17 protein-coding genes are annotated in these 18,830 nt (G+C 38.5%); 7 read left to right on the forward strand and 10 right to left on the reverse strand.

The features are described from left to right. Positions 1 to 58: 58 nt before the first annotated feature. Genes N0B29_RS10990 through N0B29_RS11000 form a run of 3 tightly spaced genes read left to right on the forward strand, consistent with a single transcriptional unit; the run spans position 59 to position 2,896 of the window. Positions 59 to 1,654, forward strand: coding sequence for an ABC-F family ATP-binding cassette domain-containing protein (locus tag N0B29_RS10990; RefSeq protein WP_263833773.1), 1,596 nt, complete (start codon positions 59 to 61; stop codon positions 1,652 to 1,654). Beyond that, positions 1,623 to 1,982 (forward strand): SUI1 family translation initiation factor, encoded by a 360-nt coding sequence (locus N0B29_RS10995; protein WP_263833774.1) that lies wholly within the window; start codon positions 1,623 to 1,625, stop codon positions 1,980 to 1,982. Before N0B29_RS10990 ends, N0B29_RS10995 begins: the two co-directional genes overlap by 32 nt. A gap of 2 nt (positions 1,983 to 1,984) precedes the next feature. Next, positions 1,985 to 2,896, forward strand: coding sequence for an AEC family transporter (locus N0B29_RS11000; RefSeq protein ID WP_263833775.1), 912 nt, complete (start codon positions 1,985 to 1,987; stop codon positions 2,894 to 2,896). Here N0B29_RS11000 and N0B29_RS11005 read toward each other — a convergent pair. The 10 genes from N0B29_RS11005 to N0B29_RS11050 form a co-directional block, all read right to left on the reverse strand. Next, positions 2,891 to 3,586: a potassium channel family protein gene (locus tag N0B29_RS11005; protein ID WP_263833776.1), complete on the reverse strand. Its 696-nt coding sequence runs from the start codon at positions 3,584 to 3,586 to the stop codon at positions 2,891 to 2,893. The genes N0B29_RS11000 and N0B29_RS11005 overlap by 6 nt on opposite strands. After that, positions 3,583 to 5,142, reverse strand: coding sequence for a potassium channel protein (locus tag N0B29_RS11010; protein WP_263833777.1), 1,560 nt, complete (start codon positions 5,140 to 5,142; stop codon positions 3,583 to 3,585). The genes N0B29_RS11005 and N0B29_RS11010 overlap by 4 nt, the downstream gene beginning before the upstream one ends. Positions 5,143 to 5,186: 44 nt before the next feature. Beyond that, positions 5,187 to 5,393 (reverse strand): Rdx family protein, encoded by a 207-nt coding sequence (locus N0B29_RS11015; RefSeq protein WP_263833778.1) that lies wholly within the window; start codon positions 5,391 to 5,393, stop codon positions 5,187 to 5,189. Positions 5,394 to 5,441: 48 nt separating this feature from the next. Beyond that, a complete protein-coding gene (locus N0B29_RS11020) occupies positions 5,442 to 6,683 on the reverse strand; it encodes an EAL and HDOD domain-containing protein (protein ID WP_263833779.1) in 1,242 nt (413 codons plus the stop codon). Between the two features lie 182 nt (positions 6,684 to 6,865). After that, entirely contained in the window at positions 6,866 to 8,182 is a 1,317-nt protein-coding gene (locus N0B29_RS11025; RefSeq protein WP_263833780.1) for a M99 family carboxypeptidase catalytic domain-containing protein, read from the reverse strand. Between the two features lie 81 nt (positions 8,183 to 8,263). Continuing rightward, on the reverse strand, positions 8,264 to 8,635 hold the full coding sequence (locus tag N0B29_RS11030; RefSeq protein WP_263833781.1) for an HIT family protein: 372 nt from the start codon (positions 8,633 to 8,635) through the stop codon (positions 8,264 to 8,266). Further along, on the reverse strand, positions 8,635 to 9,507 hold the full coding sequence (locus tag N0B29_RS11035) for a radical SAM/SPASM domain-containing protein (RefSeq protein ID WP_263833782.1): 873 nt from the start codon (positions 9,505 to 9,507) through the stop codon (positions 8,635 to 8,637). The genes N0B29_RS11030 and N0B29_RS11035 overlap by 1 nt, the downstream gene beginning before the upstream one ends. 8 nt (positions 9,508 to 9,515) lie before the next feature. Then, positions 9,516 to 11,345, reverse strand: a complete 1,830-nt coding sequence (locus tag N0B29_RS11040) for a GGDEF domain-containing protein (protein WP_263833783.1) — start codon at positions 11,343 to 11,345, stop codon at positions 9,516 to 9,518. A gap of 19 nt (positions 11,346 to 11,364) precedes the next feature. Continuing rightward, positions 11,365 to 13,176, reverse strand: coding sequence for a glutamine--fructose-6-phosphate transaminase (isomerizing) (gene glmS / locus N0B29_RS11045; protein ID WP_263833784.1), 1,812 nt, complete (start codon positions 13,174 to 13,176; stop codon positions 11,365 to 11,367). Positions 13,177 to 13,189: 13 nt separating this feature from the next. Beyond that, entirely contained in the window at positions 13,190 to 15,715 is a 2,526-nt protein-coding gene (locus N0B29_RS11050; RefSeq protein ID WP_263833785.1) for a [protein-PII] uridylyltransferase family protein, read from the reverse strand. A 115-nt stretch (positions 15,716 to 15,830) separates the two neighbouring features. Here N0B29_RS11050 and trpB point away from each other — a divergent pair, with 115 nt between their 5' ends. The 4 genes from trpB to N0B29_RS11070 all read left to right on the forward strand — a co-directional run bounded on the left by trpB (position 15,831) and on the right by N0B29_RS11070 (position 18,812). Continuing rightward, complete coding sequence (trpB, locus tag N0B29_RS11055) at positions 15,831 to 17,039, forward strand: tryptophan synthase subunit beta (RefSeq protein ID WP_263833824.1); 1,209 nt, start codon at positions 15,831 to 15,833, stop codon at positions 17,037 to 17,039. A gap of 75 nt (positions 17,040 to 17,114) precedes the next feature. Beyond that, positions 17,115 to 17,636, forward strand: coding sequence for an Rpn family recombination-promoting nuclease/putative transposase (locus N0B29_RS11060; protein ID WP_263833786.1), 522 nt, complete (start codon positions 17,115 to 17,117; stop codon positions 17,634 to 17,636). A 104-nt stretch (positions 17,637 to 17,740) separates the two neighbouring features. Next, positions 17,741 to 18,124, forward strand: coding sequence for a hypothetical protein (locus N0B29_RS11065; protein WP_263833787.1), 384 nt, complete (start codon positions 17,741 to 17,743; stop codon positions 18,122 to 18,124). Continuing rightward, on the forward strand, positions 18,111 to 18,812 hold the full coding sequence (locus N0B29_RS11070; protein ID WP_263833788.1) for a nucleotidyl transferase AbiEii/AbiGii toxin family protein: 702 nt from the start codon (positions 18,111 to 18,113) through the stop codon (positions 18,810 to 18,812). Before N0B29_RS11065 ends, N0B29_RS11070 begins: the two co-directional genes overlap by 14 nt. The last annotated feature ends 18 nt before the right edge of the window (positions 18,813 to 18,830 follow it).

Genomic DNA, 18,830 nt, shown 5'->3' on the forward strand with positions numbered 1-18,830 from the left:
TTTCAAGGGTTACGAAAGAAGTCTAATGTTATAATCCGCGAAAAAAGAAAGAGTATACATGGTCGAAGTGAACAACCTAACGATGCGTTTTGCGCATCAGCTTTTATTTGAAAATATCAATCTAAAACTTGATAAAGGTAAGCGTTATGGGCTTATTGGTGCGAATGGTGCGGGTAAAACAACCTTTTTGAAAATTTTATCACGTCAGATTGAGCCAACGAGTGGCAACATTTCTATTGAAAATGGATTACGTGTCGGTGTTTTAAATCAAAATCAATATGCGTTTGAAGAGTTTACACTGAAAGATGCCGTAATGTATGGCAATAAACGTCTTTTTGATGCCATTAAAGAGAAAGAGCATCTCTATGCTACAGGCGATTTTTCTGACGATAAAGTGAACGATCGTTTGGCGGAGCTTGAAATCATCTGTGCGGAAGAAGATCCAACCTATGAAGTGGACGTTAATATCGAAAAGATTTTAGCATCCTTAGGCTTTCCTGTTAGTGCGCAGGATAGTTTGATGAGTGAACTAACCGGTGGCGATAAATTTAAGATTTTGCTCGCCCAAGTGCTTTACCCCAAACCTGATGTTCTTTTTCTCGATGAGCCTACCAACAACCTAGACCTTGAGGCGATCTCTTGGTTAGAAGAACAACTTATTCGTCATGAAGGAACGATGGTTGTTATCTCGCACGATAGACACTTCCTCAACTCCGTTGTCACCAATATCTTAGATGTTGATTTTAAGAAAATCCGTGAATTTACGGGTAACTATGATGAATGGTATATGGCAGCGAATTTGATTGCAAAACAGCAAGAGATGGACAGAGATAAAAAACTCAAAGAGAAAGAAGAGCTAGAAGCTTTCGTTCGTCGTTTCTCTGCTAATGCATCTAAAGCAAAACAAGCGACTTCACGCCAAAAAAGACTTGAAAAACTTGACATTGCAGACATCCAAACTTCTTCACGTAGAGACCCAAGTATCGTTTTTCGTATGGGACGTGACATCGGCAATGAAGTTTTAGAAGTTGAAGGCATTGAAAAAAGCTATGGTGATCAAAAAGTACTTCACAACATCAGTTTTAAAGTTGAAAAAGGCGAAAAGATTGCACTTATCGGACACAACGGTGTGGGTAAAACAACTCTGTGCAACATCCTTATGGAGCAACTCGCTTCCGATACAGGCACTGTTAAATGGGGTGCTACGATTATCCCAAGTTACTTCCCTCAAAATACAACCGATATGATTACGGGCGATTCTCAGCTGTTTGAGTGGTTGCAACAGTACGATGAGAAAAAAGATTTGGATGAAATTAGGAAGTGTTTAGGTCGTATGCTTTTCTCAGGCGAAGAGCAAAAGAAAAGTGTCTCTCAACTTAGCGGTGGCGAAAAACACCGTATGATGCTCTCTAAAATGATGCTTCAAAAAGGTAACTTCTTAGTGCTTGATGAGCCAGATAACCATCTTGACCTTGAAGCGATTATTGCTCTTGGAGAGGGTCTGTTTAAATTTGCAGGTAATGTCATTTGTGTTACTCACGATAGAGAGCTTATTGACGCGTTTGCAAACCGCATCATTGAGTTGCATCCTGATGGAACGATGATAGATTTTAAAGGTGATTATGAAGCCTTTAGAGAGACGTATGGCAGATAATAAGCCTCTCTTTTCCATTGGTTCTGCTTTAGACAAAGAAGAGGGATGGCGTTTTGAGGAAGAGAAGTCTTCCTCTCCTTCTTTGGAGATCAAACTTCCTTGTAAACATTTTTTAGTGCAAAAAATGGAAAAACGTCAAGGTAAGCCTGTTTCGATTGTCGGTCCTTTTTTTCTTGAAAAAGAAGCGCTTGCAAAACTTTGTTCACTTTTGAAAAAAAAGCTTGGTAGTGGTGGTAGATGTAAAGAGGAGTGGCTTGAGTTTCAAGGCGAATGCCGAGAAAAGCTTAAGACGCTTTTAGTGAGTGAAGGATTTCGATTTAAGGGATAATTATGAGCTATGTACTAGGCGCTCTTTTACCTATTTGTTTGATTATCGTGGCAGGCTATGCGTTTAAGCATGCTAGTTTTCCTTCGGTTGATTTTTGGCCTAAAATGGACAAGTTCACCTACTATGTTTTAATGCCTTGTTTATTGGTCTATGAACTAGCAGTTGCTAAAATTGATTTGACTTATACGGTTAACCTTGTTCTGACATCTCTTGGCGGAATTTTTCTGATTTTAGTGATTTTAATCCTTCTTAACATGATTCTTCATTTTGAAAATAGGGCGTTTACCTCTATTGTTCAAGGAGGAATTCGTTTTAATACCTATGTTCTTTTAGCCTTGGTTAATGCTATTTATGGCGATAAAGGCTTAGTTTTAGCTGCCATTGTCATAGCCTTTGCTATTCCGTTTATCAATATTCTCTGTATTTCTGTTTTTGCAATTTTTTTACGCGATGGTAAATTTTCGTTACGCTCTTTTTTCAAAACAATTGTGAAAAATCCTTTGATTGGCGCTTGTGTTATTGGTGGACTTATCAATGCGAGTGGTATTCCAATGCCTCTTTTTATTTTAAAAAGCATCTCGATTATTAGCCATGCCGCTTTGCCTATGGGACTTTTATCGGTAGGCGTAGGGTTGGAGCTTAAATATTTGAAGCATGCTAAAAAAGAGTTGGTTGTCTCAACCGTTGCCAAGCTTATTTTATTCCCAATGATCGCCTATGGTTTAGGTCTTTTGTTTGGGCTTAATGGCATCAGCTTGAGCATCGCTATTATTTTTGCTTCGATGCCAACGGCTACTTCTTCGCATATTTTGGCACGTGAACTTGGAGGCGATGTCTCATTAATGGCTTCCATTACAACACTTGAGACATTAGCATGCGTGGGGACACTTTTTTTAATCGTTCCGCTTTTATAGACTAAAATCCATTTTAAAACGTTCTATCTCAGCACTTTTACCAACCACAACTAAAATATCACCAGCATCAAGTTTATGGTCATGCCCTTCGGTACTGAAGATAAACTCTTTTTTGAGCTCTTTATCGTGCAGACCAATTAAAAGCATATTGTAGTTTTGTGTTGGATAGCAGGTTTGTAACATAAGTCCATTGAGAGGCGAGTGCGCACTAATGGTGATCTGCTCCATATTAATGTCTTCTTCTCCAAAAATCGTAGCATCAATGACTTGCATGACTTCAGGTTGCGTAATGAGTTTATAGATTCTTTTCCCACAAATCTGATAGGGATCTAAAATGGTACTTGCTCCTGCAATTTCAAGTTTATGAATCGCATCTTTGGTATGTGTGGTTGCAATAATCTCTACTTTTGGGTCTAAGGAACGAATAGAAAGGGTTAAAAAGACATTTTGCACATCTTCTTCAAAGAGTGTAAATACAAATTTGACATCTTCACCAATACCTAGACTTAACAGTGTATCATCATCGCTGTAATCCGCCACCAATAATTCAAATCCAAGTTTTTTAGCCTTAGGAAGTAAGGTGGGATCATTATCGATACAGATAAATGCGTGCCCTTGTGCTTGAAGTCGTGCGCCGATCTCAATGGCTGAACGGCTAAATCCAAAAAGAAGTATTTTGTTTTCTCTCATTTTATACTCCTTTTATCATTGAGTTTGCGAAGGACATTGATATGGTGTTTTCTTCCCATGATAATAAGCATATCGTGGCTTTGAAGCTCAAAATTGGCAGCAGGATTGAAGTAAAAAGGAGTACGTTCTTCTTTGCGCAACACCCCAAAAAGAAGTAGTCTTTTCTCTTTAAGCCCTAGTGATCCAATAGGCTTGTTGACAAAACATGAGTGCTCATGAATAGAGATAATGTCAAATATAACCCCGGTATTCTCTGTGAGCATTTCATCAAGAGCGGCATAAGAGATAGGTTGATCAATATATTGAGCACCCATGACGCCAATTGTTTCATCGGCGCTAAAAGCGTAATTTGCGCCTGCTAAAAAATACTTTTTTTTATGAGTGTTTTTAATGACGCGAGCGATAATAATAATTTGCTTACTTAAACTTCGAGCTGTTAGTGTGATAAAAACATTAAGTTCATCGCTGTTGGTTGCACAAATAATCTGTGCGGCGCGTTTACCCACGCCCAGCGAGCCTAGGATTCTACTTTTTGATGCATCTGCAACAATGCCGATAAGTCCTCTTTGTTGTGCGAGTTTGATTTTTGATTCGTCATTATCAATAATAACAAGCTTATAGCCATCTTCATGGAGCATTTTAGCCACCACTTCGCCGACTCTTCCGTAACCGCAAATAACAATGTAATCTTCAAGCTTTTCCACATCAGCAAAAATGCGACTCTCTTTAAGTTCAATGAGTTTGCTTTGAAAGGAGGAGACAATGATGGATGTTAAAAAGGCAAGAATGGCAACACCTAAAATAATGAGGATCATAGCGACAATCATGCCCTCTGTGGTCACAGGGACAATGTCGCCATAACCAACCGTTCCCATCGTTACAATTGCCCAATAGACAGCATCAAAAAGAGTGTTGATCTTAGGATTTTGGTGTGTTTCAAAGATATAGATAGCAGAGCTTCCTGTAAAAATGACAAAACTTGCAAAGGTTGCTAAGGTAAAGAGCTCAAATTTCTTTTCGGTGATGATTTCCGTAAATGTTTTCATGCTCCTTGCATAGCGAAAGAGTTTAAAAATCCTAAAGAGAAGAAAAATCCTTAAAAAACGTAAAGGTCGGTAACTTGGTAGAATAGCCAAAAGATCGATGATAGCCAGAGGAGAGAAAATGTATGCTAACTTTTTCTTTACAATGGCAAACAGTGTGCGTCTGAGTGAAAAAGGTAAGTCATTGTTGGTTGCTTGTTCATAGTGTTCTAAGAATATTTTATGGCTATCTGAATAGATCCAAAAGCGAAGTAAGTATTCAATAACAAAAACAATCAAAGAAAACTGAACGAACATATCAAGATAAGCATGTCCCTCAGGATTTTTAACTTCGTAAAGTAAGAAAAGAACACTAAAAACAACAAGCAGAACCATGAAAATATCGAAATAGAATTTGAGTTTAGAGTGTTGTGCTTCTAAAAGTGCCTTGCAAAATTCTTTTGAGCGATGATACTTTGGGGATGCATCTAAAAAATAGGCAAATCGAACAAGAAGGGTCGTAATATAGCCCATTTTAAACCTTTGAAAAAGTATAAAAAAGCCTTTACATGTAAAGGCTAATAACCTGCTTTTTTCAGCAGTGCAGCGATCTCTCCCACTTCAGGAAAGCGTTCTATGGGTGTGCCAATTTTTTCCGTTTTGGAAAAAATAACAATATCGTCAACGACAACATCAAAAAATCCGCCCGTTTTTGGGGAAAGGGTTGTTTTGGCATTTGGATAGGCACTTAAAATTTCATCTTTCACACGGAAAGCTCGTGGCATATATCCTCAACGTGTACAATAATAGATAACAACGTTCATCATTTTTCCTTAGGTTTCTTTGGTATGTTCCGTTTCTTCTACAAAGAGGGTTGCATTCATGCAGGCATCATAAAGTTGTTCGGCGTTAAAGCAAGGGTAATGTCCAAGTGCTTTAATGGTCGTTTCCATGTCACATGAATGATTCATCTGCGTTGCAATATAGAGCAATTCACCTAAAAATCCTTCATGGGTGAGAAGGGCTTTTTTAATCTCATCATCCAGATGGACATTAGCTAAAAATTCTTCCATTGAGATATTGAGGTATGCGTCAATTAAAGAGAGACTTCCTGTTAAAAAGGCTTTATTGGCAAGCTCAGCTTTATTGCACGCAAGGGCTAACTCTTCCATTGTTTTGGCTCGAAATTTGACATTATTAAAAAGTTCATCTCCAAAAGGACGATGGTGTGGTTCTCCATACAAAAAGAGCCCGAGCCATGAAAGAATTTTTTGCGGTCCCAAAAGAGTCACCATCTGTTTAATAGATGTTATCTTTTGTTTGAAATGGTAAGCCCCAGAATTGACATGGCGTAAAAGGTTATAGACAAGATCAGGACATGTTGCAAATTTGTTGGATATATAAGTGACATCGTTGTTTTCTTGAATGCAATTGATAAGTCGAATCGCATTGATGGTGTTAGGTTCAATCTTTTGGCCACTCAAAATAATAGGTTTCTCAAAAAAGTAGCCTTGAAAAAAGAGAAAATCGAGTTTAGTACACACTTCATACTCTTCGTGAGTTTCAATTTTTTCAGCAAGAAGAGGGATATTATATTTTTTGAGTTTATGAATGGCAGCTTCTAGCTGGGGAATTCCAATGGCTTGAATGTCTACTTTGATCATTTCAGTGTAAGGGAAAAGTGGTTCATAGTGTTGTATTATCAAATCACTGCAATCAAAATCATCAAGAGAGAAACGATAGCCCAAAGAGTGTAAATATTTAACGCGCTCATACAGCGCTAAAGAGACTTTAGTGTGCTCTAAGATTTCAAAGCCAAAATACTCTTTTGGAAGTAGTAAAACAGCATCGCTAAACAGCATCGTTTCATCAACATTGATATACCCCATCTTGTGTCCGATGATAGGTGTAAGACCTATATTGTGAATGAGGTTAACGATGACGCGAGCGGTCGCTTTGGCATTGTCTTGAAATGTCGCAACATTGTTAATTTCGCAGGAACGGTAAAGAAGTTCATACCCAAAGCATACACCCTCTTTATCAAAAATAGGTTGTCTACCAACGTAGGTACTCACAAAGCGCTCCTTTTTTATTATGGTATAGAGTTCCGCAAGAACTCTTGATACGTTTTTGAAGCAAAGCTTCAAAAAACTACGTTAACACTGAGTTTTCTTCGGCAGAAAGCCCATGCACCTTTGGTACTTAGAGTTCTTTTCAATTGAGTTTTGAAAGAGCTCTTATTGTCTAACAGAAAAGGCTATTTTTTACTTTTTTTCTCATCTTCAAACTTGATATTGATCATGCCACAAAACTTTTTATCTTTGTAATAGTGTACCATGTATGTGGTTTCATCTTTATCAATTGCATACGTTTTAACAAAATCTTTTGGTTCAACTTTAATACCACCTTCACTCACAACACCCTGTTTTGAAAAACCGATGATGTTAATGCGGTAGCCATTGATTGGGTCAATTTGAAAACTGTTTTTAGCACTAATCAGTGAACCAATTTTTGCTGTTGTTTTCTTTCCATCAATGAGGAGTCCTACTTCATTCAAAGAGTGTTCAAACTCAATAAAATCAGGTTTAAGCGTAGAAACAAGAATGTTTCCATTCATGATTTTGTATTCATCTTTCTCTTTAACAACTGCAATTAAAGGATTGTTACTGCTGTAAACTAATTTATCTTTACTCATTGGAAAAAATTTAATATAAGGTTTTAGCGTTGAAAGATCTAACATGATTTTGGTAGGAGGAATTTCCAACATACCCTCATCGTGAAGAAGTTTTTTGATGTTCTCTTCTGTGAGATCAAATGAGCGTGAATATTTAATATTCATCACGTTCATAAATTTTTCAATGGTTTTGAGTTGATAAAAGACTTTTTGAGAAAGGTTGGTAATATTTTTACTGGTTTCAATCGCAAAAGCAGGCTTGTTGTTTTGGATGGAAAAGAAAGTTAAGCTTTGTTGCATCGCTTTGTCTTGCGTTTTTGTATTGGTATTTTTAACGTTAAACTCATGCACATCTTCAATCAGCCCAACGTTGGTCTCTTGATTGACTTTTGTAGCAATATCTGCAAGATTTCCGTATTTTGCATTAGGAATTTGTTGCTGATCAATGATGGTTGCTTGTCCCCAGGCTTTTTGATTAAAGTTTTTATCGATATTTTTATCTCGGTAAAAGCCTTGACCATCGTGCAAGTTCAAAGTGAGATCTACTTTAGGGTTCAAAATAAGCTTTTTTACCTCAGAAACAGTATCAAAATCTTTATCTTTGGTTTCAATTTTGGCAAATTTACGGTTCATATCACCATTGATGCCACGAGAGTTTTTGACAATGCTGTCAAAGTTAAGGTTTGGAACGATCCAAAGGTTACCACTTTCAATTTTGTAATACCTTGATAAAAGCATCGGTGCAAAGTAGCCTCCAGGTTCATCACCATGAATTCCTCCCACAATTAAAAGGGTACTTCCCTCTTTGCCGCTCTCTTTCTTAATCAGAGAGTAATGTAAATTAGCGCTAAACGCATACGTTGAGAGTAAAAAACAGAAACCTAGGAACACTTTTTTCATTCGTTATCTTTAATAAGTATTTTTTAAAATTTTTCCAAAGATATTAGCAAAAGGGAGATTAAACTATGCCCAAAAATAGAGTTATGAGCGTAACTTATCTTGTAGTATGGTAACAAAATTTTCAAAACTTGGTAGATTAAGATGCGATTCGCGCTGTTTGATTCCCCACATGGACTCAGGAAAGTGTGAATCTTCCTCAAAACGTGCCATGATATGGATATGAAGATGCGGTACATAGTTACCAAACATCGCAATATTGATCTTTTTAGGGTTATAGTAAAAACGCATTGTTTCTTCAACAATGAGCATGGCTTTTAAAATGGCTTCTTGCGTTTCTTTATCGCAATCACTGAGCTCTTTGTAGGGATGCTGGGTAAAGATTTTCACCCAAGGAATGAGAGCATTTTCTTTTTCAATGTAAAAGTATTCATTTTCATAAAGTTTTTCTGACATTATTTCTCCTTAAAACGGTGTTTATAAGTACACTTTTGGCATAAATTTTCAACAGCGTGATGACGTTTAAATCCCTCTATAATGGCTTTTGTTCGAGAGGTATTTAAAATATCACCCAGTGAGCTTACATGTAAATCTCCTAGTTCAATGACACCATCTTTATCAAGACAGCACGGAACAACTTTCCCATTGCTCAAAATCCCAATGTGTGAACTAAGCCCTTGGCATGTACCATCGCTTTCATGTTGCAAATGAAGGCTTGGCCACTCAAAATAGTCATCAAAATGGAGCAGAATTTTTTCGCCCAATCGGATGGAACGAGGTTTTTGCTCATAAATCGTCTTTACATGTAAAGGTGTGTGAAAGATATTTTCTAAATAAGAAAAGAGTTTTTTATTGAACGTTTCTTCACTGTGAGCTTCGTCCATATTCCATAAACGCAGATTGATGAAAAGGTCTTTGTTATGCTCCACTTTCAACGCACATAGCTTCATAATAGGTTCCATATAGGCTTCAAATGAGAGTGGCAGGGCGTTTTTATTGTAGCTATTGAGTGAAATGTTGATCTGTTTGATGGCAGGATGGAGGAGGGTATGAAGATCATGTTTGCTCAAATAATAACCGCTGGTTGTGAGCATGACTTTAAAATTCTTTTTACATGTAAGATCCAAATACTCTTTCAAATTGGAAAGTGTGAGTGCATCACCGCCTATATGGTAGGCAATCTCTTTAGTATAAGGTGTTAATTCATCCAACACATGTTCAAAAAAAGAAAGTGACATGCTCTGTGTTGGAAGTGTTTTAGGCGGGCAGAAACTGCATGCGAGCCCACAAATATTGGTGAGCTCGACATAGACGCGGTAAAATTTCATCATTCTCTTTAAAAATCAGTTTTGAGCTCAGTTGCATCAACCATAGAGGCTTGAAATCGTTTGCTGCAATTACGACCACTGTCTTTAGCATTGTAAAGGGCGATGTCTGCAAACTTCACACACTTCCACAGTGAATCAGAATCGTTAGGGAAGATTGATGCACCGACACTAAGTGTTTTGTAGAAGCTTGCTCCATTGTGAGCTTGTATAGGTGATTTTTCAAAAGCAAGACGTATTTTTTCTGCTATTGCAAGCACCATCGCTTCTTCACATTCGTAGAGTAAGACCAAAAATTCCTCGCCGCCAAAACGGAAAGCAGTATCGGATTCGCGGATGTTTTCTTTCAGTACTTGTGCGAGTACTTTGATTGCCTTATCGCCTACATCGTGTCCATAAGTGTCATTGACCATTTTAAACCAGTCAATGTCGATCATCAAGATGCCATAAGCAATGCCATTGCGTTTTGCTTGAGAGAGTGCTTTTTCGATGTATTCATCCAAATATTTACGGTTATAAAGCTCTGTGAGAGCATCGGTTGTTGAGGAGACTTTTAAAATCTCTGTCAAGTTTTTGCTGACTAATTCTGGACGCGCAGCATCAATATAGTTTTGAATTTTTGGCAATTTTTCTTTGATTTGGGCAAGTTCTTCTTGGGATTTTGCCCATATTGTAAGCAAGAGTTCAAAATCGCTGGTGATCAAATAAGGGATACACAAGTGGAAAGCAGATGTGGCACACAATCCACAAATATCACGAAATTGCTCTGAATTGACGGTTTGTTTAGTGCGTAGTGCGCGACAGTTTAGATTGATCGTGCGTTTTTTGGAAGAAGCATCAAACACAATGCTCGGATGAATATCATTTTTCCCTGATTCAATCAAGATAAAATCTTGAAGTCCCACATCATTTTGTAAAATAGAACCAATTCGTTTATAAACTTGTTCTTTGTCTTCATCAAATTCAATGGTACGTTTGAATTGGTAAATGTCAGAGAGTTCATGCACAATGCTTTGCGTCTCAAGCAGAAGATCGGGTTGATGGTTAGGCGAAAGTGCCAAAAACTTTTTAACAGTAACTTCAATATCTTTCAGCGTGTCTTCAAGTTTATCGAGCAATGAGTTGAGCCAAAATTTAACATCTTGGTACTCTTTATCATTGCTAGAACAACGTACACGTCTAACATACTCGCCTTCTTGGGCTTTTTTCATAACAAATTTAATAGAATGGAAAAGCTCCATAAGAGGCTGCATAGAGCGGTTAATAATGACAAAAACCAACAACATGATAATAATCGAAATTCCCAAGATCGTTAATGAGGTTAGGATACCATTGGTACGTACTTCACCAATATCAAAAACGATGCTAATAGCCCCTAATACATCACCTTCTTTAGCATTATGGCACTGCATACAGTTGGGTATTCCATGCTCTTTGGCAATATAAGGCGTTGTAACGCGTAATTTTGCACTATGCGCATTCTCTTCGCTCTGTTGTTGTACTTGACCACTTTTCAAAGCTTGTTCGTCAATGCCATCGCGCATGACTTCGTTATTCAACCCTTTGCCAAACTGATTGACAACCGATTCACTACGTACGATCCAAAGGGCATCGACTCCTTTGGCGGTACTAATCTTTTTAAGGAAAAACTCTCTTTGGTCCATTGTGCCACTAAGCATGTGAGCACTAAGGCCATCTTGTACTAAGTTAGAAATGATTTGCGCTTTTTCCTCCGCATTTTTGATTCCAATATTTCGGATTGAAAGTGCGGAAATTACCATTAAGATCATAAAAGAGATAAAAATGGTTCCTACAATGACCAAAGAGAGCTTTTTTTGCATTACGCTTCCTTACATGTAATTATTCTACAGTGACACTTTTCGCTAAATTTCGTGGCATATCAACATCGTTTCCAAGGCGAATAGAAATTTCTAAAGCAAGAAGTTGCGTGATGAGCATCATTTCAAAAAATTCGCCCATCATGTGATCATGGGATTTTGTTTTAATGAAATCATCGGCTAACTCAAATGGTTCTGGACTGATGATCAGCAGGGTAGAATCTCTAGCTCCTAGCTCTTCGACGTTGCTTTTCATTTTATCGTACAGAAGATTTTTAGGCATTAAGGCAATGGTGAAGAGTTCACTGTCCGCAAGGGCTATTGGGCCATGTTTCATCTCGCCTGCAGGGTAGCCTTCCGCATGAAGATAACTGATCTCTTTGAGCTTTAAAGCTCCTTCTAGTGCGAGCGGATAGAAAAGATCGCGACCAATAAAAAAGAAACCGTGTCCGTGCAAATAACGCTTGGAGAGGCGGCGAATTTTTTCATGGGTTGTTTCATTGACTTTTAGAACAAGAGGTATATGTAAAAGCGCTGCAATTTCACTTTGGAGTGTTGTTGCATCGATGTTTCCTTTTCGCTCGCCAATAAAAAGCGTTAAAAGCCAAAGGGTAATCACTTGCGTTGCAAAGGCTTTCGTGCTTGCCACACCTTTTTCAATGCCAGCACGCGTCAAAATAGTCATATCGGCAGTTCGCACGATGGAAGAGTTGTCTACGTTACAAATGGCAAGTGTTTGCATGCCGCCACGTTTTGCCATTTTAAGGGCTTCAAGCGTGTCTGCCGTTTCACCACTTTGCGAGATCACAATAAAAAGTGTTTTAGCATCTAAAAGAGGCTCTTTATAGCGAAATTCACTGGCAATTTCTACATTGCATCGAATCTTCGCCAAGCGCTCGAACATATAACAAGCACTTAAGGCCGCATGATAACTCGTACCGCATGCGCAGATTTTAATGGCGTCAATATTTTTAAGATCAAGTGAGGTGAGTTCATCTAAGACAACAGAGTTACCTTTGATGCGACCCATTAGTGTTTCACCAACAACCAAAGATTGCTCGTAAATCTCTTTTTCCATGAAATAACGATACCCATCTTTTTGAGCAGAGAGTTTATCTTGTGTGAGTGCTTTAAAATCAAGATGCTGTGGTACAAAGTTTTTAAGAAGGGTAATCTCTTGATTTTTTGCCCAACCGTATTCGCCGTCTTCTAGATAAACAACCTCTTTAACAAGCCCTATGAGTGGTGCATCAGAAGAGCTAAAAAAGACTTCGCCATCATTGCTTTTGCCAAGGAGTAGAGGAACGGCATTTTTAGCAAAGAAGATGACATCGGGTTCTTTTTTGCTAATTAGTAAGATGGCATAAGCGCCATGCAAAGAGGTGATGGTTTTTTCAAATGCTTTAAAACTGTCACCTAATTCTCTTACATTTTTTTCAAAAAGGTGAACGGCAACTTCGGTATCGGTCTGGCTTAAAAATTTCACACCATCTTTTAAAAGTTCATCTTTGATCTCTTTGTAGTTTTCGATGATGCCATTGTGGATGATATAAGAAAATTCACCCCAATGAGGATGTGCATTCGCTTCGGTTGGTTTGCCATGCGTTGCCCATCTTGTATGTCCGATGCCTACACCAAAACCAGATGAAGTAAAGTTTTCGACTTTATGGTCTAAGTTAGTGAGTTTGCCTGTGGCTTTAAATGAGGTGATGTCGCCATCTTTAAGTACAGCAATACCTGCTGAATCATATCCTCTGTATTCAAGTTCTTTTAGCCCACTGATCAAAAAATTGCGTTTTTCTTTGGTTCCAATATAGCCAACAATTCCACACATAAACGTTACCTTTTTAGTAAAAATAATCTAAAATATTTTCTCCATTGTTGCATAACCCGACTGTTTTTTCGATTAAAAGTAGGTTTCTCGTCCTGTTCTTAATGGTTTGGATTTTTGCCATCGCGATATCAATGCCATGTTCGTCAAACACACTCATCATGTATGCCATAAGTCCGTGTTGATTTTTAGTATTGACATGCATAAGCGCATACGACTTGGAGTGTTCGCAGTTGATGTCGATTTCACCTTTGAGAATAGTTGGTTTTTTGAGTGTCACCTTCTTGCTCATATCAAAGGAGTTGTCGATAAGTTCACGGATAAGTTCAATATCGTTTTCAGTGACTTTTTCATTAAAATCAATTTGGAAGAATTTCTTGCCATCAAAAAGTTTGTAAATATCCATCTGAACAAGATCAAGATAAGAGAGTTTCCCTAAAAGGTAACCGATGTTAAAGCTCCTACCTCGAATAACCGTGATGCTCAGGTGCGAGTCGTTGCTGATCTTATAGCTGTAATGATCATCTCGGGTCTCGTCAGCTTCTTTGACAATGCGAACAATCGCACTTGGTTTTTGTTTGAGGAAAAAGAAGTTGGATTGTACTGAGAGTGTTTTTTTCTGAAGTGATTTAGAAAGTGCTAAAAATTCAGGACTTTTTTTAAGACTATTCTCTTTACGAAGGCGTTTGGTTGTCTCATCAATGAGCTCTTCTTTATCGAACATATCAAGACTATAGTTGTAAAACTCGCGAAGCAGTTTTGAGATAAATCCGGTGTAGATATTGTCGTTTACCGCATTGGTATCGGCATACGTGAGAATGTAAAGCATTTTTAAAATCTGTGGGCTTTGAAGTTTGGAGATAAATGCCAAAATCACTTTTTCATCGTAGATGTCTTCACGGTTTGCGGTGTTACTCATAAGGGTATGGTACTTGATAAGCACAATTCCCGTTTCAATGGCTTGTTCTGAAAACTGTAATTTCATAGCGTAAGCTCTAAATATTTTTGCTCCAAGTTCGCTGTGGTCGCCTTTTCTGCCTTTGCCAATGTCATGAATAAACGCGACTAATTTCATTAAAGCGCGTCCTTCAGGGCAGAGGTCATCAAAAAGCGACTTGATAAACGGCTCTTTGATGTTTTCTAGGTGATAGAGCGTATGTAAGGAGTGGATGTCCACAGGCAATTTGTGATAACCATCAAACTGTGCAAGGTTGAGAATTTGGCGAAACGGTTTGATGAGTTGTTGTAAAAGCGATGCTTCATAGAGTAGGCTAAAAAGTGTATAAAGATTTGGTTGGAACAAAAGCGCACGGAACTGTTTGTAGATTTTCTTTGAGTTATGCGATGTGTAATGGCAATTTTTGATGTAACTCACATAGCTGATGTCAAAACTAAGCTTGGGGTCGTCAAACTGCTGGAGTTGCTCTAGGACAACGCTGAGGCTTGGACTTGGCATTTTCAAAGAGGCAACGACACAGTTATCAGCAACATATAGCCCTTTTTCAATACGTCCTTTTTTGAGTTCGCTCAAACGTGTTGGATGGCTCAAAATGGAAGCGGTAAGTTTGCGCATAAAGATTTTACATGTAACGTCAATCGTGTGCATTGAGGCCATCGTACGAGAGGCGAGTTGCATCTGCGCATTTTTTAAAACTTTGTTTTGAAAGCCTAGTTTTTGTGCAACCTCAGGAATGAACTCTAGGTTAAGAACATCTTGCTTCTTTTTGGCGCTTAGATGAAGAGCCGAACGTACACGGTATAAAAATTCTAAAGAGCTTCGAAATTCTTTGTACTCTTCTTCATTGATAATCTCAGGCACGCGGTCTCTAATGCGAATGCTTCCAAAGAGGATTTTGCAAATCCATGAAAGGGTATTGGCGTCTCTTAGCCCTCCGACACCTTCTTTGATGTTAGGCTCCATGCTCATAGGGTGTTTGGCACGGCGTTCTTCATTGGCTCTTACGATTTGGGAAATGACCTCTCTTTTTTGCCATTTTTGAATCTTGAGCAGTTCTCGCTCTGTCTCCATCCATAAAAGCTTTGATCCGCATAAAAAACGAGATTCAAGCATGGCGGTTTTGATGGTCAGATCTTCATTGCTAGCGGGGACTAACTCTTCCAGTTTGTGAGTACGGTGCCCTAACTTCATGCCCGCATCCCAAGCGAGGTAAAGCATAGACTGGATGAGGGGCTCGATGTTATAGCCAGGCACAGCTTTGTAAACAACCATCAGGTCAATGTCGGAATAAACACATAACTCTTCTCTGCCATAACTTCCCATGCCAACGAGTACCACGGGGATGGAGTTGACAAAAGGCATGTAGTTGCCAAAGTATTTTCGCAGCGTGTATTTGTAAATAAGAATGATAAATTGGTCAATTTTTTTGGCATGTTTAACAAGGAAGTCTTTACCTTGATTTTCGACAAAAATCTCATTGAGTGAGCCAAGATAGCTCTTAATATGCTCTTTAATCAGCTTTGATATTTCAAAATCATCGGCGTTTTTGTCAATAAGGTCTTCAATAATTTCTTCGATTTCCATTATTTTTCCTAGTTTCATGTTTCTGTAAGTTATAATACTAAAAAAGTGCTTGGTTATAACCAAAATAAGTGATGAAGTTGTGACCATAGAGCTTTACATGTAAAGGAAAAAAATGATGCAAAAACCCTATCTAAGAGCTTTCCCTGACGCGAATGGTTACTTTGGAAAATTTGGTGGAGCGTTTTTACCACCAGAGCTTGTAGAGCAGTTTAAAAAGATTGAAGAGGCGTACTTGACCATCGGCAATTCGCACAATTTCATTCGAGAACTTCGCGATATTCGCAAACATTATCAAGGTCGTCCCACACCGGTGTATTATGCCAAACGTCTTAGTGAACATGTAGGAGGGGCACGTATTTACCTTAAGCGTGAAGATTTGAATCACACGGGAGCACACAAGCTCAACCATTGTATGGGCGAAGCTCTTTTAGCCAAATATTTAGGCAAGAAAAAACTTATCGCTGAAACGGGAGCTGGGCAACACGGCGTGGCACTGGCTACTGCAGCGGCGTACTTTGGCTTAGAATGCGAGATTCACATGGGTGAAGTTGACATCGCTAAAGAGCATCCAAACGTGGTTCGTATGCGTGTTTTAGGTGCAAAAGTGGTACCTGTGAGTTTTGGCGCTCGTACCCTTAAAGAAGCGGTAGATTCAGCGTTTGAGGCTTACCTTAAAGATCCCGAAAACAGCATTTATTGCATCGGCTCTGTCGTAGGGCCGCACCCTTTTCCTAAAATGGTACGTGACTTTCAAAGTGTCGTAGGCATTGAAGCTAGAGAGCAATTTTTAGAGATGACAGGAAACCTTCCTGACAACTTGGTCGCCTGTGTCGGTGGCGGTAGTAACGCTATGGGACTTTTCTCTGCCTTCATTGACGATCCATGTGAAATGTACGGCGTCGAACCCGGTGGTAAAGGGACAAAGCTGGGTGAGCATGCGGCAAGCTTAACTTATGGAAGTGAAGGTATATTGCATGGTTTTAACTCCATTATGCTTAAAAATGACAAAGGCGAGCCAGCAGCCGTTCATTCCGTGGCAAGTGGCTTAGACTACCCATCCGTTGGACCTGAACACGCTTATCTCAATTCGATTGCTCGTACAAAAGTGGGCATTGCTAATGATGCAGAAACCATTCAAGCCTTTTACGATCTTAGCCATTATGAAGGCATCATCCCAGCCCTTGAAAGTGCCCATGCTGTGGCATTTGCTATGAAACTCGCCAAAGAAAAACCGTATGAGTCCATCTTGGTGAATCTCAGTGGAAGAGGTGATAAAGACATTGATTTTGTGGTCGCCAATTATAAGCCTGAGGATTACATGTAAAGATTATTGGAATGGAAGAGTATAGGTAAAAATGTATTCTTCCTCATGCCTTTGATTTTATAAAAAAGGTCAATCATGTTACGAACTATTTTAAGTATCTTTGTAGTGATAATAAGCGTGAGCGCTTATGCTAATGAGCCAGAAATCATCAATGGGCACATTCTCCCTCCTGAGCCTGATCCAAAAATAAATAATGCAACCCTCTTGGGAATAGACAGTAATCACAATGGTGTTAGAGATGATGTTGAGAGAAAAATATTAACCACCTATACTAAACCTGTACAAGCAGAACTAATGCTCTTCCAGGCAAGAGCGCATCAAGAGATGCTTCATGATCCCGTAGGATCTGCCATAGCCTCTCAAAAGAAAATACAACGAGTAGGCGATTGTAGTATGTATCTAATGGATAAGGGTATAGATATTGCAGAACGCGTAGAGTTCACTAAAAAAGCAATGTACAATACCAAAGCAAGGGTAAAGGCTTATCGTGATTACAATATGGCTTTAAGCGGAGGCGTCTACGGGAGTGGACCGGCTGATTGGACTGAAAAAGCATGTGACTTTGATGTAAAAGCCCTCTTGAAGACACAACCATAAAAACTTTTACATCTTTGCATTACATTGAGAAGTGGCAAATTGCGAGATAATTATTGACAAAAAAGTACGATAATCGTATAATTTTAATAAAAAAGGAGCCTCCAGTGAAAGCAAAAGAAATCGCTTCTATCTTTGGTGTTCCTCAATCTACGTTAAATGAATGGAAAAAAGAGGGTCATTCCAAAAAAGTACTCGCTGATTTTTTGACGAACGTCGATAAAGAATCTATCTTAAACTTATACAAATCAGCAACAGCTTACGATATGCTCGTATCAACGGTTAATACCTCTATTGGCAATGAGAATAAGCACCTTGGCGCTCATGATATTAAAAAGCTTCTTATGGGAAAAATTCCCCAAAATCCTCTAGAAAAATACGCCTTGGACATTATCAAAACGGAAGCTCTCAAAGTTGAGATAGAAGATTTTGCGAGCCACTTTAAAATACCAATGAAAAAAGTGAATAAAGTGCTCAATGATGGATACTAAAACAAATACTTTCATCCTTGAGACGTATGCTAAGCAAATTAAAGCACTGAATGATCTCATCAGTGAGTGCAAAGAATTGCTACCGCATAACGATCTCTCTTTGATACGATTCGGCGGGGGAACGGCATTAGCGATTTATCATTTTCAACATCGGAAAAGTTTTGATATTGATCTCTTCGTGACCGATCCGCAAATACTAAGTTACCTGAGTCCAAAACATTGGTTGGAAGACTCTTATTTGTTTAATACTGCAAAGTATATTGACCTCGCCAATCACATCAGGCTGCTTACAAAAGAAAATATCAAAATTGACATTTTAGTATCGCAAGATTTTATAGGCCATGCTATCATCGATGATAGTCAAGCTTTTTTCCATGAGAGTATTTATGTTGAAAGTTTGGAAGATATTTTGGCGAAGAAAATCGTCTATCGAAAAGATCAAAACAAATCCAGAGATATTATTGACCTCAGTGTTGCACTTTATCATGATGCCTCTATTTTTGAGAAGCTTTTAAACTCCGGTGCCGTTACGCTGCAAGATTTACACGACTTACATGATGCACTGACGAGACTCGATACTCAAAAGTATTTAGATGAAATTGATCTTGTTGAGCCTATAGAATTTTACATAGATATTTCAAAAAATGCACCAGCATCCATTAAACAAGCTATTGGCAAAATCATTTAACCTCTCTTTATAAAAAAA

It is taken from the genome of Sulfurospirillum oryzae, assembly GCF_025770725.1.
GTDB classification, from domain to species: domain Bacteria; phylum Campylobacterota; class Campylobacteria; order Campylobacterales; family Sulfurospirillaceae; genus Sulfurospirillum; species Sulfurospirillum oryzae.

Excerpts from the sequence above, each read along its gene's own strand:
- N0B29_RS10990 (WP_263833773.1), top strand. The coding sequence starts at position 59 with ATGGTCGAAGTGAACAACCTAACGATGCGTTTTGCGCATCAGCTTTTA.
- N0B29_RS10995 (WP_263833774.1), top strand. The coding sequence starts at position 1,623 with ATGAAGCCTTTAGAGAGACGTATGGCAGATAATAAGCCTCTCTTTTCC.
- N0B29_RS11000 (WP_263833775.1), top strand. The coding sequence starts at position 1,985 with ATGAGCTATGTACTAGGCGCTCTTTTACCTATTTGTTTGATTATCGTG.
- N0B29_RS11005 (WP_263833776.1), bottom strand. The coding sequence starts at position 3,586 with ATGAGAGAAAACAAAATACTTCTTTTTGGATTTAGCCGTTCAGCCATT.
- N0B29_RS11010 (WP_263833777.1), bottom strand. The coding sequence starts at position 5,142 with ATGGGCTATATTACGACCCTTCTTGTTCGATTTGCCTATTTTTTAGAT.
- N0B29_RS11015 (WP_263833778.1), bottom strand. The coding sequence starts at position 5,393 with ATGCCACGAGCTTTCCGTGTGAAAGATGAAATTTTAAGTGCCTATCCA.
- N0B29_RS11025 (WP_263833780.1), bottom strand. The coding sequence starts at position 8,182 with ATGAAAAAAGTGTTCCTAGGTTTCTGTTTTTTACTCTCAACGTATGCG.
- N0B29_RS11030 (WP_263833781.1), bottom strand. The coding sequence starts at position 8,635 with ATGTCAGAAAAACTTTATGAAAATGAATACTTTTACATTGAAAAAGAA.
- N0B29_RS11035 (WP_263833782.1), bottom strand. The coding sequence starts at position 9,507 with ATGAAATTTTACCGCGTCTATGTCGAGCTCACCAATATTTGTGGGCTC.
- N0B29_RS11040 (WP_263833783.1), bottom strand. The coding sequence starts at position 11,345 with ATGCAAAAAAAGCTCTCTTTGGTCATTGTAGGAACCATTTTTATCTCT.
- glmS (WP_263833784.1), bottom strand. The coding sequence starts at position 13,176 with ATGTGTGGAATTGTTGGCTATATTGGAACCAAAGAAAAACGCAATTTT.
- N0B29_RS11050 (WP_263833785.1), bottom strand. The coding sequence starts at position 15,715 with ATGGAAATCGAAGAAATTATTGAAGACCTTATTGACAAAAACGCCGAT.
- trpB (WP_263833824.1), top strand. The coding sequence starts at position 15,831 with ATGCAAAAACCCTATCTAAGAGCTTTCCCTGACGCGAATGGTTACTTT.
- N0B29_RS11060 (WP_263833786.1), top strand. The coding sequence starts at position 17,115 with ATGTTACGAACTATTTTAAGTATCTTTGTAGTGATAATAAGCGTGAGC.
- N0B29_RS11070 (WP_263833788.1), top strand. The coding sequence starts at position 18,111 with ATGATGGATACTAAAACAAATACTTTCATCCTTGAGACGTATGCTAAG.